13 protein-coding genes and 1 tRNA gene are annotated in these 14,493 nt (G+C 71.9%); 6 read left to right on the top strand and 8 right to left on the bottom strand.

From position 1 onward, the window contains the following. The first annotated feature begins 137 nt into the window (after positions 1-137). Complete coding sequence (locus EDC36_RS03265; protein ID WP_132961824.1) at positions 138-563, top strand: acyl-CoA thioesterase; 426 nt, start codon at positions 138-140, stop codon at positions 561-563. Between the two features lie 13 nt (positions 564-576). On the opposite strand, the gene EDC36_RS03260 is transcribed toward EDC36_RS03265, so the two are convergent. Genes EDC36_RS03260 through hemH form a run of 3 tightly spaced genes read right to left on the bottom strand, consistent with a single transcriptional unit; the run spans position 577 to position 2,789 of the window. Then, on the bottom strand, positions 577-1,164 hold the full coding sequence (locus EDC36_RS03260; protein WP_132961823.1) for a peroxidase-related enzyme: 588 nt from the start codon (positions 1,162-1,164) through the stop codon (positions 577-579). A 24-nt stretch (positions 1,165-1,188) separates the two neighbouring features. Beyond that, entirely contained in the window at positions 1,189-1,659 is a 471-nt protein-coding gene (locus EDC36_RS03255) for an RNA-binding S4 domain-containing protein (RefSeq protein ID WP_132961822.1), read from the bottom strand. Between the two features lie 38 nt (positions 1,660-1,697). Beyond that, the gene (gene hemH / locus EDC36_RS03250; protein WP_132961821.1) at positions 1,698-2,789 is read right to left on the bottom strand and encodes a ferrochelatase; all 1,092 of its coding nucleotides are present in this window, start codon (positions 2,787-2,789) and stop codon (positions 1,698-1,700) included. An 18-nt stretch (positions 2,790-2,807) separates the two neighbouring features. On the opposite strand from hemH, the gene EDC36_RS03245 reads away from it, so the two are divergent. Both EDC36_RS03245 and EDC36_RS03240 read left to right on the top strand, forming a co-directional pair. Further along, positions 2,808-3,581, top strand: a complete 774-nt coding sequence (locus EDC36_RS03245) for an HAD-IA family hydrolase (RefSeq protein ID WP_165902802.1) — start codon at positions 2,808-2,810, stop codon at positions 3,579-3,581. 75 nt (positions 3,582-3,656) lie between these two features. Continuing rightward, entirely contained in the window at positions 3,657-4,319 is a 663-nt protein-coding gene (locus tag EDC36_RS03240; RefSeq protein WP_132961819.1) for a glutathione S-transferase family protein, read from the top strand. On the opposite strand, the gene EDC36_RS03235 is transcribed toward EDC36_RS03240, so the two are convergent. From EDC36_RS03235 to hpnC, 5 genes are read right to left on the bottom strand one after another with little or no spacing between them, the layout of a single operon-like run. Continuing rightward, positions 4,291-5,733 (bottom strand): hydroxysqualene dehydroxylase, encoded by a 1,443-nt coding sequence (locus EDC36_RS03235; protein WP_132961818.1) that lies wholly within the window; start codon positions 5,731-5,733, stop codon positions 4,291-4,293. The genes EDC36_RS03240 and EDC36_RS03235 overlap by 29 nt on opposite strands. Then, positions 5,727-6,614, bottom strand: a complete 888-nt coding sequence (gene hpnD, locus EDC36_RS03230; protein WP_132961817.1) for a presqualene diphosphate synthase HpnD — start codon at positions 6,612-6,614, stop codon at positions 5,727-5,729. Before hpnD ends, EDC36_RS03235 begins: the two co-directional genes overlap by 7 nt. After that, a complete protein-coding gene (locus EDC36_RS03225) occupies positions 6,611-9,757 on the bottom strand; it encodes an efflux RND transporter permease subunit (protein ID WP_132961816.1) in 3,147 nt (1,048 codons plus the stop codon). Before EDC36_RS03225 ends, hpnD begins: the two co-directional genes overlap by 4 nt. Before the next feature lie 19 nt (positions 9,758-9,776). Next, the gene (locus tag EDC36_RS03220; protein WP_132961815.1) at positions 9,777-10,877 is read right to left on the bottom strand and encodes an efflux RND transporter periplasmic adaptor subunit; all 1,101 of its coding nucleotides are present in this window, start codon (positions 10,875-10,877) and stop codon (positions 9,777-9,779) included. Beyond that, the gene (gene hpnC / locus EDC36_RS03215) at positions 10,850-11,755 is read right to left on the bottom strand and encodes a squalene synthase HpnC (protein ID WP_132961814.1); all 906 of its coding nucleotides are present in this window, start codon (positions 11,753-11,755) and stop codon (positions 10,850-10,852) included. The genes EDC36_RS03220 and hpnC overlap by 28 nt, the downstream gene beginning before the upstream one ends. Before the next feature lie 146 nt (positions 11,756-11,901). Here hpnC and EDC36_RS03210 point away from each other — a divergent pair, with 146 nt between their 5' ends. The 3 genes from EDC36_RS03210 to EDC36_RS03200 all read left to right on the top strand — a co-directional run bounded on the left by EDC36_RS03210 (position 11,902) and on the right by EDC36_RS03200 (position 14,414). Next, a complete protein-coding gene (locus EDC36_RS03210) occupies positions 11,902-12,927 on the top strand; it encodes a GGDEF domain-containing protein (protein WP_165902801.1) in 1,026 nt (341 codons plus the stop codon). 73 nt (positions 12,928-13,000) lie between these two features. Continuing rightward, positions 13,001-13,087: transfer RNA gene (locus EDC36_RS03205), tRNA-Leu, on the top strand. A gap of 64 nt (positions 13,088-13,151) precedes the next feature. Further along, positions 13,152-14,414, top strand: coding sequence for an ArsB/NhaD family transporter (locus EDC36_RS03200; protein ID WP_132961812.1), 1,263 nt, complete (start codon positions 13,152-13,154; stop codon positions 14,412-14,414). The last annotated feature ends 79 nt before the right edge of the window (positions 14,415-14,493 follow it).

Genomic DNA, 14,493 nt, shown 5'->3' with positions numbered 1-14,493 from the left:
CCTCGGGATGGGGGCGCCGCCGCGGCGGGCGCAGCACCCCAGGCGGTTGTCGGGTTGGCGACGGATTGTAGTGGCCGCTGGCGTACGATGGTTGTCGTTGCGCCGACAGCGCGCTGCACCGCACAAGGAGTCACACGATGCGCTTGGAACTGCCCGCCCAACGCCGGTGGGTGCACACGATGACGATACCAATCCGCTGGGGCGACATGGACGCGATGGGCCACGTCAACAACACGGTCTACTTTCGTTATATGGAAAGCGCACGCCTGCAGTGGATGGGCGAGTGGGGCATGCCGGCCAACCCCCGGGGGGAGGGGCCGGTGATCGCCAACGCGTTTTGCAACTTTTTACGCCAGCTCGAATACCCGGGCGACGTGGTCGTGCGCAGCTACGTGGGCGCGGTGGGGCAGCGCTCGTTCGACATGTTCCACGAAATGCTGCGCGCCGACGGCGGCGACGTGGTTTACGCCAACGGCGGCGCCACCGTGGTGTGGGTGGATTTTCCGGCGCAGCGGTCGGCGCCGCTGCCGCCGGCACTGCGCCTGCGGCTCGGCGGCGGCTGAGGCGCGGGTGACCTCAGGCGCCCTTGGGCAGGCGACCCATCAGGTAAAACTCAGGGTTGGGCACCATGCCGCTGAAGGACGCCATGCGGTTGGACAGCCCGAACAACGCCGTGATGGCCGCGATGTCCCAGATGTCTTCGTCGTCCAGCCCGTGCGCGTGCAGCGCGGCGAAGTCGGCGTCGTCGATCTCGTGCGAGCGCTGGCACACCTTCATCGCGAAGTCCAGGATCGCACGCTGGCGCGGCGTGATGTCGGCTTTGCGGTAGTTGACGGCGACTTGGTCGGCCACCAGCGGCTTTTTTTCATAGATGCGCAACAGGGCGCCGTGCGCCACCACGCAGTACAGGCATTGGTTGGCGGCGCTGGTGGCCACGACGATCATCTCGCGCTCACCCTTGGTGAGGTTGGAGCGCCGCCCCACCGTCTCGGGCATCATCAGCGCGTCGTGGTAGGCAAAGAAGGCGCGCCATTCGGCTGGGCGGCGCGCCAGCATCAAAAAGACGTTGGGCACAAAGCCCGCTTTGGCTTGCACCTCCAGGATGCGGGCGCGGATGTCCTCGGGCACGTCGGCCAGCGCGGGCAGCGGGTAGCGGGGGCTCATGAAGTCTCCTCGGGTGGCAGGGGGTCAATCGTCCAGGGCGGCGCGCCAGCGTTCGTTCCAAGCGGGTGGCGCCGGCGGCTGGTTGCGCCAACGCTGCAGTTCGCGTCGGTCGCGTTTGGTGGGGCGGCCGCGAGGGTAGCTCGCGCCGGGCTCCGGCGCCAGCCGGCGTTGTTGCGCGTGCGCTTCGCGTGCCGCGATGGACTCGGGGGTTTCCTCGTACAGCAAAGCCGCCTGAGCGGCAGGCCCGCGGACGGCGGACAGCGCCCGCACCACCACGGTGCGGTCGACGTCGCCGGTGCGGGCGCGGATCACATCGCCCACGCGCGGCTCACGGCTGGCCTTGGCCGGCGCGCCGTTGACGAGCACGCGCCCGCGCTCGATCATGTCGGCCGCGAGCGCGCGGGTCTTGTACAACCGCGCGGCCCACAGCCACTTGTCCAGGCGGATGCGGGGGGGCGATGTGGGGTCGTGCTCGTGGGACCGCGTGTTGGCCATGGGTCGCTCCGACGGGTGGGGGCGGTGGGCCATGCCCTTTACTGCTGCGCCCCCAGCGCCAACGCCCGCTGGCGTGTGGCCGTGGCCGCGGCTTCGTCGTGGGCGTTGCGCGTTGGCCAGCCGCTCAAGTGGCGCTCGGCGATGTCGGCCAGTGCGCGCAACCAGCCGATGTCGTCGTTGAGGCAGGGGATGTAATGAAACGCCTGCCCGCCTGCGCCGAGGAAGGCGGCGCGGGCTTCCTGGTCGATTTCCTCCAGGGTTTCGATGCAGTCGGCGGTGAAGCCGGGGCAGACGACATCGACGCGGCGCACGCCCTGGCGCGCCAGCGCCACCAGGGTGGGCTCGGTGTAGGGCTGCAACCACTGGGCCTTGCCAAAGCGTGACTGAAACGTCACCAGCGCCTGCTCGGGTGGCAGGCCCAGCGCCTCGGCCAGCAATCGGCCCGTTTTGTGGCACTGGCAGTGGTAGGGGTCGCCGCGCTGCAGCGTGCGCGCGGGCATGCCGTGAAAGCTCATCACCAGCCGCTCGGGGCGGCCGTGTTCGGCCCAGTGGGCCTGCACCCGCGCGGCCAGCGCGGCGACGTAGCCCGCGTCGTCGTGGTATTGGTTGACAAAGCGCAGCTCCGGCACCCAGCGCAGGCCGCCCGCCCACGCGTAGACCTCGTCGAAGGCGCTGGCCGTGGTGGCGGCGCAATACTGCGGGTAGGCAGGCAGCACCAGGATGCGGGTGCAGCCCGCGGCCTTGAGCGCGTCGAGCGCCGCCCCGACCGAGGGCTGGCCGTAGCGCATCGCCCAGCGCACCTGCACGCGGTGGCCGCGTTCGCCCAGCAGCCCTTGCAGCAGCTTGGCTTGGCGCTCGGTCCACACCTTCAGCGGCGAGCCCTCGGGCGTCCAGATGGAGGCGTATTTGGCGGCGGATCGGCGCGGCCGCACGTTGAGGATGATGCCGTGCAAAATGGGCCACCACAGCGCGCGTGGCAGTTCCACGACGCGCGGGTCAGCCAAAAACTGCGCCAGGTAGCGGCGCAGCGCGGACGGCGTCGGGGCGTCCGGGGTGCCGAGGTTGACCCACACGATACCCGTGTGGGCCGCTTGGCCATGGGAGTATGGGGGCTCGGGGCGCATGGTCATGCGCTATTGTTACGCACGATGTGGAACCCGACCGGCCTGCGGGCCATCTGCCTGGACCTGGACGACACCCTGTGGCCGATGCGCCCGACGATCGAGCGCGCCGAGGCCGCCCTGATGGCGTGGCTGAGTGAGCACGCGCCCGCCACGGCGGCGTGGTTGCGCGAGCCGGGCCGGGCGCGAGCAGTGCGGCTGGCCGTGCAGCGCGACCATCCCGACCGCCACCATGACCTGACGTTTTTGCGCCGCGAGGCGATTCGCGTCGCACTGCGGCAGGCGGGCGACGCCCCGGCGCTGGCCGAGCCCGCGTTCGAGGTCTTTTTTGCCGAGCGCCAGCGCGTCGAGCTGTACCCGGACGTGCGGCCGGCGCTGCAGCGGCTGGCCGCACGCTACCCGCTGGTGGCGGTGTCCAACGGCAACGCCGACATCCACCGGGTGGGCCTGGGCGACTACTTCGTTGGCCACGTGGGCGCGCGGGAGGTCGGTGTGGCCAAACCCCACCCCGGGATTTACCACCAGGCCGTGGCGCGCGCACGGGCGCAGGCGCACGAGGTGATGCACGTCGGGGACGACCCGGTGCTGGACGTGGTGGCGGCGCGCCGAGCGGGCTTGGGGGCGGCGTGGCTGAACCGCCACGGCCGGTCGTGGGACGAGGCGGTGGCGCCACCGGCCTGCGGCTGCGGTGGGGACATGGCGCGCGCCCTGCACGCGCACGTGGTGCAGCCGCAGCCGCACGAGCGGCCCCACGCCGAACTGACGGATCTGCACGCCTTGGTGCGCCTGTTGGGTTTGTGACCGCGGTGGCCGCACCGGCTGGCTATCATCGGTGGGCCACGGGCGCGCGGTGCTGCCCGGCGAGGAACGACCACGATGGCGCTGACGATTTATGGCATTTTTGCTTCGCGGGCGGTGCGTCCGCTGTGGACGGCCGAAGAGCTTGGGGTGCCCTACACCCACGTGCCCACCCCGTACCAAGGCGGTGCGACGCGCACGCCCGAGTTTTTGGCCCTCAACCCCAACGGGCACATTCCGGTGCTGGTGGACGAGCGGCCCGAGGGGCGCGTGGTGGTGTGGGAGTCGATGGCCTGCGCGCTGTACCTGGCGCGTCACCACGGCAAGGGCGACGGCAGCGACATCGCCCCCGCCACGGCGGCCGAGGACGCCGAGGCGCTGCGCTGGGCGCTGTGGGCCGTGACCGAGCTGGAGGCGGATGCGCTGTGCGTGTTGATGCACCGGCTGGGGTTGCCGCCCGAGCGGCGCGACGCCGATAAACTGGCCGTGGCCGAAAAGCGCTTGCGCGTGCCGCTGCGCGTGTTGGACGACCATTTGGCGGCCGCCGCGGCCCGGGGGCACGACTACCTGGCCGGCGCGCGCTTCACCGTGGCGGACCTGTGCGTGGCCTGCGTGGCCAACTGGGCGCGGCCATCGCAGGAGCTGATGCACAGCTTTGAGCATGTTCACGCTTGGTTGCAGCGTTGCCACGCGCGGCCGGCGTACCAACGGCTCAAAGCCGCGGCCAAAACCCAGGGGTGAGGGCGGCGTCCAGCGCCTCGACGGCGTGCAAGCCGCTGCGCACGGCGCCTTCGAGCGTGGCGGGGTAGGGGCCCTCGACGTGGTCGCCTGCGGCCACGAGGGTGGGGCCCAGCACGGTCCACGGTCGTGCCAGCCCGGGCGTGCAGGCGAAGGTGGCGCGCTGCTCGACCACGGTGGCCAGCACCTGGGCGTCCGGCAGCGCCAGCGCCTGCCGCACCTGACGCTGCACCGCCGCGGCCAGGTCGGCGGCGCGGCCATGCCACGCGGGGTCGGGGGCGCTGACCACGCAGGCCAGCCGCCAATCCGCGCCAGGGGTGGCGCCGGCGCGCGCGAAAACGAACTGCGCGGGCGCACGTTCGGGGTGATGGCGCAGCGCCAGCATCGGCGTGGGCCAGCGCCACGTCCAACCGGGCGGGGGCGCGAGCCACACGGTGGCGATGGGCGCGTGCTGCAAAGCGAGGGCACGGCTGACCCAGGTGGTCCAGCGCGCCTCCCAGCCGGGTGGGCAGCCAGGGTCGGCGGCCAGCGCCTGGAGCAGCCGCGCCGATGCCCACGCCGGGGTGGCCAGCACGACGGCGTCGGCCTGCACGGGGTCGCCTTGTGCGACCGTCAAACGCCAGGCCGGTGCGTCGGCGTTGCCGTGGTCCGAGGCCGACACCGCGGCAGCGATGGCCTGCAGCCGCGTGACCCGGGCGCGCCGGCGCAGCGTGGCGCCGCGCTCGGCCAGCCAGCGCGTGGCGGCGTCGGGCAACAGCGTGCCCAGGTCCGCGCGGGGCAGCAGCAGGTCGCTGGGGGCGTAGGGGGCCGGCGCGGGGCCGTGCAGGGCGTCGTGCAGCACGCGCAGCCACACCGCGCCGCTGGCCTGCTGGATCGGGGTGTTGAGGGCCGCGACCGCCAGCGGCTCGACCCAGTCGGCCACAACCCGTGGCGGCAGGCCCACGCACAGCTCGGCCACGGTGGCCAGGGGCGCGCAGCGCCAACCGGCCAGCTGCCAGCGCACGAGCCGCGCCAGGGCCGCCCCGCGCTCGCGCCAGGTCCAGCCCTGGGCGCCCAGCAACCCGGCGGCCAGCCCAACGGCATGGGCCGGGCGGGGTAGGGTGCGGGTCCAGCGCGGCACGCGCATGCCGCCGCCATCCGGGTAGGCCAAGGCCATGGGCACGCGCTGCAGCGCCTGGTCCAGCGGCACGCCGAGCGTGGTCAACAGCCCCAGGGTGGCGTGGTACGCGCCGATCAGGATGTGTTGGCCGTTGTCCAGCGGGCCGATGCGGCTGGCCACGCGCCGCGCCCGCCCGCCCCAGTGGGGGCTTGCTTCCAGCAGCGTGACGCGCCAGCCGCGTTGGCACGCGGCCACCGCGGCGGCCAGGCCTGCCCAGCCTCCGCCCACCACCGCCACGTGGGGCGCGCGGTTCACCATCGGCCCAGCGCCTGCATCTTCCAGGCCAGCCACATTTTGTGCAACGGCGCCAGGGCAACGCGCTCGCGCAGCACCCGTGCGGGGTCACGCGCCACCCGCCGCAGCAGCGTGCGGTAGATGCTGGCCATCATCAGCCCGGGTTTTTGCGCCGCGCGGTCGGCGGCCGGCAGCAGGGCCACGGCCTCGTCGTAGGTGGCCAGCGCACGCTCGATCTGAAAACGCATCAGCGCGGCGAAGCGTGCCTCGAAGTCGGGCTCCGCCTCGTGCCCCAGGGTGAGCAGCTCACGCGCGCGCACCCCAAAGCGCTGCAGCTCGGCCACCGGCAGGTAGATGCGTCCGCGCAGCGCGTCGTCGCCGACGTCGCGGATGATGTTGGTCAACTGCATGGCCAGGCCCAACCGGTGGGCGTAGGCGGTGGTGCCGGGGTCGCTTTGGCCGAAGATGCGCGCCGCCACTTCGCCCACGACGCCGGCCACCAAATGGCAGTAGTGCGCCAGCGCCGCGTAGTCCAGGTAACGGTTGTGTTGCAGGTCCTGCTCGCAGCCGTCGATCACCTGCAACAGCGGCTCGGGCGTCAGGCCGTAGGGCTCGATGTGCGGCTGCAGCGCGATCAGCGCCGGGTGGTCGGGCACGCGCCCGGGGGTGAAGGCCAGCGCCACCTGCTGGCGCCACCACGCCAGCTTGGTGTGGGCGATGGTGGGTTCACGCACCTCGTCGACGATGTCGTCGATTTCGCGGCAAAAGGCGTAAAACGCCGTGATGGCGGCGCGCCGCGCCGGGGGCAAAAACAAAAACGCGTAGTAAAAACTGCTGCCCGAGGCGGCTGCGCGTTCGGCGGCGTAGGCCTGCGCCTGGTGCAACGTGCGGGGGGCGGCGGTCATGGCGACACCCCCTGCGCTTGCGCGCCGGCCAGCCGGCGTGCGTGGCCACGCATGAACACCAGGTACAGCAGCGGCACCACGAACAAGGTCAGCACCGTGGACACCAACAACCCCCAGACGATGGCCGAGGCCACCGGCCCCCACAACAGGCTGTGCCCGCCCAGCCCAAAGGCCAGCGAGATCAGGCCGCCGATGGTGGTGGTGCTGGTGATGATGACCGGCACCACGCGCCGCCGCGCGGCGTACAGCGTGGCGTGCGTCAGGCCCAGGCCTTGGCGCAGGCGCTCGTTGGCGGCGTCGATCAGCACGATGGCCGAGTTGACCGCGATGCCGGTCAGCGCGATGACCCCGTACAGCGTGTACAGCGACAGCGGGTTGCGCGTGATGGCCAGCCCGATGGCCACGCCGGCAAAGGCCAGCGGCACCGTGACCAGAATCATCAGCGGCTGGAAGTAACTGCGGAACTGCGTGGCCAGGATCAGGTAAATCAAGCCGACCCCGAGCAAGAAAAGCTGCTGCATCGCCGCCAGGCTCTCTTCGATGTCTTCCAGCTCGCCGGAAAAATCCAGGTCCACCCCTGGGTGGCGCAGACGCAGTTCTTCCCAGGCGGCGCGGATGCGGCGGTTGGCTTCGGCCGTGTCCAGCACGGTTTTGTCCAAGTCGGCCTCGACCGTGATGGCACGGCGCAGGTTGTGGTGGCGGATGAAGCCGCGCGTGGGCTCCGGCGCCGCCTGCACCAGCGTGCCCAGCCGCGTGACGTGCCCGCTGGGCAGCGCCACCGGCGTGGCCAGCAGCTCCGACGGCTCCAGGGGGCGCGCCGTCAGGCCGAGTTGGCGCACGCGCAGCTCGATTTTGTCGCCGCCCTCGCGCGTGAAGGCCACCGCTTCGCCGTCCACTGCCAGCCGCACCAGCCGCGTCAACTGCGCGGGGCTGAGGCCCAGCTCGCGCAGCACCTCGGGGCGCGGCTGCAGGCGCAGCTGCTGCCGTCCTGGGACGTGGTCGTCCTGCACGTCGCGTGCCCCCGGCAAGGTGGCGATGAAGGCCTTGAGGTCGGCGGCGGCCGCTTCGATCTGGGCGAAGTCGTCGCCCCGCACCTTGACGTTGATCGGCTTGCCGGCCGGTGGGCCGCCCGACAGCAGCGTGAAGCTCAGCCGCGCCGGGCCGTCCATGCCCTCGACCTCGGCCCGCATCGCAGCGACGATCTCGTCCACCTCGCGGGCGCCGGGCGTGCGCGGGTTGAGCGAGACGAACACCTGCCCGTAGGCGTCGCCGTACACCGGTTCGGTCTGGGTGAACTTCAGCCCCGCCGTCGAAGTGACCGCGCGCGCCTCGTGGCCCTGCTCGGCCGGCCCCACACCGCGCACGTGGCGGCGCACGATGCGCTCGACGCGCTCGGTTTGCACCAGCGTCTCCTCCAGCGACGCGCTGGCGGGCATGTCCACGTTGACGTAAAACGCCCGGATCGGATCGAAGGCGAAAAACTGCACCCGCACCACGCCCGTGGCCACCAGCGCCCCCGCCCCGGCGACGATGGCCAGCCCGCCGCCCAGAAACAGCCACGGGCGGCGCACCGCGTAGGCCAACGCCTGGCCGTAGCGCAGCCGCACCGCCCGGTTGAAGCGTTGGCGCCACGCCTGCACGCGCGACGGCCGGTCCAGCCGCACGTTCATCATGCTGACGTGCACCGGCAGCATCCAAAACGCCTCCAGCAGCGAAATCAGCAGCGCCAGCGTGACGACGAACGGGATGATGAACATGAACTTGCCCACGATGCCCGGCAGCAGCATCAGCGGCAAAAACGCCGCCAGCGTCGTGGCCACCGACGCCACCACGGGCTTCCACACTTCGGCCACCCCGTCGAGGCTGGCCGCCAGCGCCTGCTGGCCACGCTCTAGCCGGTAGTAGATCGCCTCCACCACCACCACGGCGTCGTCCACCAGCATGCCCAGCGCGATGACCACCCCCAGCAGAATCGAGATGTTGACCGTGTAGCCCAGCGCCCCCAGCAGCGCGAACGTGCCCAGCAGCGCAAACGGAATGCCCAGCGCCACCAGCACCCCGATGCGCCAGCCCAGAAAAACCCAGCAGATGGCCAGCACCAACAGCATGCCCAGCGCGGCGTTGGACTCCATCACGCCGATGGCCTCGCGCGTGGGGATGGTCTGGTCATCCGTCAGCGTCAGTTGCAGCCCGAGGCTGGCCAGCACCTGGTTTTCGCGCTCGATGAACGTGCGCAGCTCATCCAGCAACTGCAGGGTGTTGGTGCGCGCCTTTTTGGTCACCGCCAACGAAATCGCCGGCCGCCCGTCCATCGACGCCAGCGTGGTGGGCTTGGCACGCGCCCACTCCACGTGGGCCACATCGCCCAGCCGCGCCCACACCTGGGGCCGACCGGCGGCGCTGACCACCCACTGCGCCAGCGTTTCGGGTTGCAGCGAGATGCCGTTGAGCGCGATCGACCACACCCCCTGTTGCGTGGCCAGCGTGCCCGCCGCGGTGTCGCGCCACAGGCCGCGCAACGCGTCGGCCACGTCGGCGCTGGTCAGTCCGCGCGCGGCCAGCGCGGCCGGGTCGGGGCGCACCAGCAGCTCGGGGTCGCGCAGGCCCGAGGCAAACACCTGGTCCACCCCGCGCACGCGCTCCAGCAGCGAGCGCAGGCGGCGTCCCTCGCGGCGCAGCACCTCGTCGTCGGCGGCGCCGGTCAGGCGCATGATCGCCGTCGGAAAACCGTTGGAGGTGGAAATTTCCAGCACGCGCGGCTGCTGCGCCTCGGCGGGCAGCTCGGCGGCGGCCTTGTTCTGGATTTCGCGCCGCAGGTCGTTGATGCGTTTGTCAAACGTGCGCTCGTCGACCTCGCCAAAGCGCACCAGCAGGCTGGAGACGTTTTCGCGCGAGCTGGAGCTCACGAACCGGATGTCGGCCACGCCTTTGATGGCGTCCTCCAGCGGGTTGGTCACCAACCGCTCGACGTCCTCGGCGCTGGCGCCAGGCAGCACGGTGGTGACGTTGACCCAATTGAAGTTGACCTCCGGGTCGCGCTCGCGTGGCATCTGCAGGTAGGCCAACAGGCCCAGCAGCAGCACCACCACGAAGGCGATGTTGGCCAGCGGGTGGTTGGTGACGAGGGCACGCAGCATTCGCATCACGCGGGCTCCTGCGGGTTTAACGTGCCGAGGGCGTCACGCGCTGGCCGTCGTGCAGCGCGTGCTGGCCGCGCACGACCACGCGGGCGTCGCCGGCCAGGCTGGCCGCCGCCGCGGGGCGGCCTTCCTGCGCCTCGGGCAACGCCACGAAACGGGCGCGCGCCTGCTCGCCCTCGCCCTCGACGACGAACACCCCGAGCGCGCTGCCGCGTCGCACCAGCAGCTCGGCCGGCACGTGCGGCAGCGGCGCCTGCCAGCGCAACACACCGGCGGCGCCGGGAGGCAAAGGCTCGCCCAGCAGCGCCAGACGCACGGTCTGCAGCCGGGTGCCACCGGCCAGCGCCGGCACCGCGCGCAGCAGGCGCGCCGCGCGGGTGGCGCCATCGTCGGCCTCGAAACGCGCGTCGCGCACGCGGCCGAGTTCGCGCACTTCGGCGGGCGACAGTTGGGCCTGCAGTTCGGCCGCGCCCGTTTGCACCAGCACGAACAGCGGCGTGCCTGCGGCCACCGTCTCGCCTTGCTGGGCCAGCCGCTGCGTCACCGTGCCCGCGAACGGCGCGCGCACCACCGTTTTGGCCAGCGCGCGCTCGGCGCTGGCCAGGGCGGCTTGGGCGCTGGCCAACTCGGCGCGCTGCAGCGCCAGCTCGGTGTCGCGCAGCTGCAGCGCGTCGGCCGAGATGAACCCTTGCCCGTGCAGCTCGTGCGCGCGGCGTGCCTGCGCTTGCAGCAGCTCCAGGCGGGCTTGCGCGGCGTCACGCGCCGCGCGGGCGCGCTGCACGGCCAGCTCGTGGTCGGCGGGGTCCAGGCGTGCCAGCACCTGCCCCGCGCGCACGGGCGTGCCCACGTCGGCCTCCCAGCGCTGCACCACGCCGGTCACCTCGGCGGCGACGCGCGCCTCATTGCGCGCCACGACCTGGGCGCTGGCGCTGCGCTGTGGGTGGATCCCAACGTCGCGCAGCGCGCGGGTCTCCACCGGCGCCGGCGCGCCTTGGCTGGGCGCCGCGGGCGGCGTGGTTGGGGTGGCGTGCGCGGTCAGCGCGGCGGCGCCCGGCAGCACCAACAGGGCGGCGAGCACCCACCCGCAGGGGGCGGTCAAGGGAGCGGGCGTTGGTCGAGGCATGGATGGCGGTTCGTCTCAACGGGGCGGTGAACGGGGTGGCGCCACGCGCGCCACAGCAACAGGGGGCTATCGTGCCAGTGCAAGCGTGGTCGCCGCAGCCAGGTGCGTCCACCCTGGGCTTCGATGCGCTGGGCCAGCCGCAGCGCCGCGTGCAGCACCACGCGCAGCTCCCAGCCGAAGCGGCCGGGCACACCCAGCGGCAGGCCCCAGCCGCGCCGCAGGTGCTGGCGGGCCAGGGCCACCAGTTGCAGCACCCCGTGGGCCAGGGCGGGCGGCGGCCAGGTGGCGGGCGGCGCGTCGGGGTCGGCGCCGGCGGCCAGCAGCCAGCTTCGCGGCAGGTACAGCCGGCCACGGGACAAGTCCACCCCCAGGTCCTGCGCCATGTTCAGCAGTTGCAGCGCGGTGCACACGGCATCGCTTTGCGCGACGGCCTCGGCCCCGCGCACGCCCGCCAAGTGCAGCATCAGCCGCCCCACGGGGTTGGCCGAGCGGCGGCAGTAGTCCAACAATTCGGCTTCGTCCTGGTAGCGCCGTCCGGTGGCCGTCCAGCGCACGTCTTGTTCGAAGGCGTCGAGCAGGTCCAGCAGCGGCGCCAGCGGCAGCGCGTGCCGTTGACGCTGTTCGTGCAAGGCCCGCAGCGCGGGCGCCGCCGCGGCCAAGGTGGCCGTGTCGTCGGCCCACAGTCCCGCGAGCGTCGCGCGCAGTTGCGCCAGCGCCTGCAGCCGCACACCGGGCGGGTCGTCGCCTTCATCGGCGATGTCGTCGGCCATGCGCGCGACGCGGTACATGGCCACCACCGCGCCGCGCCACGCGGGCGGGCACAGCACCGAGGCGACGGGGAAGTTTTCGTAGTGATCGACGGCCGAGGCAAACGGCATGGTGGGCGGTATGTTGCCACAGCCGGGCAAACCCTCATGCGTCGGCGGGGCCGCGGTCCCCGGTGTGGTGGTACGATGAAAACCGTCTCACCTGTCAGCCCCATAACAACGTCATAACAACGCGAGGGGTTATGCCGCACGCCGCCATGCTTGACCATTTGGAGCACGTTGCTCGCCTGACCCACGGGCGTGACCGCGACGTGCTCGATGCCACCCTGGCCGACGTGGTGCTGGCCACCTTGCAGGCGCGGGCGGTGGTGTTGTGGGAGGTTTTGCCGGGTGACGAAGGTGAGCTGCTGGACGTGCGCGCCCATGCCCGCGCCGACGCGCTGCCCGCGCCGATGAGCGCAGCGGGCGGATCGGCCCCGGCCTGGCCGCGCTTGAGCGAGCGGCCGGAGCTCGTGCAAGTCCTGCACGCCGAGGTGACCACGGTGATCGGCGATGGCCGGGGCACCCGGATTTTGGTCCCCTTGCGCACCGAGACGCAGCGCCGGCTGGTGCTGGACGTGGCGCTGGCCGGCCCGGCCGACGCCCAGGCGCGCCGGGTGGCCGAGGGCATGGGCCGCATCTACGTCAACGTCATCAACCTGCTGGACGCCAGCGAGCGCGACACGCTGACCGGGCTGCTCAACCGCAAGTCGTTCGACGACACCTTTTACAAAGCCACGCGGTCGTCCCACGAAGCGGCGGCAGAGGCGCAGCGCCGTGTTGACAGCGGCGCCCACCACTGGCTGGGTGTGATCGATGTGGACCATTTCAAGTCGGTCAACGACCGCTTTGGCCACCTGATCGGTGACGAGGTGCTGCTGCTGATGGCGCGGCTGCTGCGCAGCACCTTCCGGCACGACGACCGCCTGTACCGCTTCGGTGGCGAGGAGTTCGTGGCCTTGGTGCGCGCTGACGACGCGGTGGCCGCGGCGGCGGCGTTCGAGCGCCTGCGCACCGCGGTCGAAGGCCACTCGTTCCCGCAGGTCGGCCGTGTCACCGTCAGCATCGGCTACACCGCGGTGCGTCCGTTCGACACGCCGGCCGACGCGTTTGAGCGGGCCGACCGCGCCGTGTACCAGGCCAAGGCGCAGGGGCGCAACCGCGTCGTGTGCTTTGAGAGCGACGTGGCCCCGCAGGCCGGGCAGCCGCTGCAACACGCGGGCGGCGACGTGGATTTGTTTTGAGCCGACCGCGCGGCCGCTGGGCCTCGCCCCGCTACAATGCAGCCCCGCCCCGGTGCTGCGCACGGGGCGGCCCGCGCGGGTGGCGAAATTGGTAGACGCACCAGGTTTAGGTCCTGACGGTGGCGACACCGTGGGGGTTCGAGTCCCCCCCCGCGCACCAGGCCGGCTGCACGGCGGTGGCCCGCCGTCGGCTCTGCCGTTGACATCCCTTGGCGTTCGCTGGCATGTCCTTCCCCCTGCACGGCGCCGATGTGGCGCACATCGGCACGATGCTCATCTTCGCCCTCGTGTACCTGGGCATGTTTTTAGGTGGGCTGCCGCGCACGGGGCTGGACCGCAGCGGTGTGGCGGTGCTGGGCGCCATCGCGATGATCGCGGTCAATGGCTGGTCGATCGGCGAGGCGGCGGCCACCATCGACCTGCCCACCATCGTGCTGCTGTTTGCGTTCATGCTGCTGTCGGCGCAGATGCGGCTGGGCGGGTTTTACGGCGCGGTGACCCGCGCGGTGGCGCTGCGCGCCCGGCACGCTCCCACGCTGATGGCCGCGCTGCTGGCGGTGGTGGCGGCGTTGTCGGCGGTGTTTTCCAACGACGTGGTGTGCCTGGCGGTCACGCCGGTGGTGGTGCGCGTGGCGTGGCGCCGCGGCTGGGACCCGGTGCCGTGGCTGGTGGCGGTGGCGTGCGCGGCCAACATCGGCTCGGCCGCCACCCTGATCGGCAACCCGCAGAACATGCTGATCGGCTCGGTGCTCGGGCTGCCCTTTGGCGCCTACACGGCGGCCGCGCTGCCCCCGGTGGCGCTGGCGCTGCTGGCGCTGTGGGGGTGGATGATGCTGGTGCTGCGGCGCGCGCCACCCCCAAGCGGCGCGGGTGCGGCGCGCGTGGACGACGACGAGGGCCCGCCGTTCAACGTTTGGCAGTCGGGCAAGGGGTTGGCGGTGGCGGTTGCGCTGCTGGCCATCTTCGTGGTCACCGATTGGCCGCACGAGGTGGTCGCCTTGGTGGCTGCGGGTGTGTTGCTGCTCAGCCGCCGGCTGCACTCGGCGCAGTTCATGGGCTTGGTCGATTGGCCGCTGCTGCTGCTGTTCATGGGCCTGTTTGTGGTGAACGGGGCGTTCGAGCGCACGGGTGTGGCGGCGCAGGCGGTGGCGTGGCTGGCGCAGCACGGCGTGCACCTGCGCGAGCCGACCGTGCTGGCGGTGGTGGGGGTGGCGCTGTCCAACCTGGTGTCCAACGTTCCGGCGGTGATGTTGCTGCTGCCGCACCTGAGCAGCCCTGAGCAGGGGGTGACCCTGGCGCTGGCCAGCACCTACGCGGGCAACCTGCTGCTGGTGGGGTCGATCGCCAACCTGATCGTGGCCGACCTGGCCGCGCGCGACGGCGTGCGGCTGGACTGGCGGCGCCATGCGGCGATCGGTGTGCCCGCCACCGTGCTGAGCCTGCTGACCTGGTGGGCTTGGCGGTGGGTGCAGGTCGCCTGGGCGTAGCGCTGCACTACAATCAACCATTTGTCCGGCCAGTGGCCGGGCATGCACCGGTTTGCACGGATTTGTCCACGCGGCAGGT

The organism is Tepidimonas ignava, from assembly GCF_004342625.1.
GTDB lineage: Bacteria > Pseudomonadota > Gammaproteobacteria > Burkholderiales > Burkholderiaceae_C > Tepidimonas > Tepidimonas ignava.
This window is presented reverse-complemented; position numbering and strand designations above follow the sequence as displayed.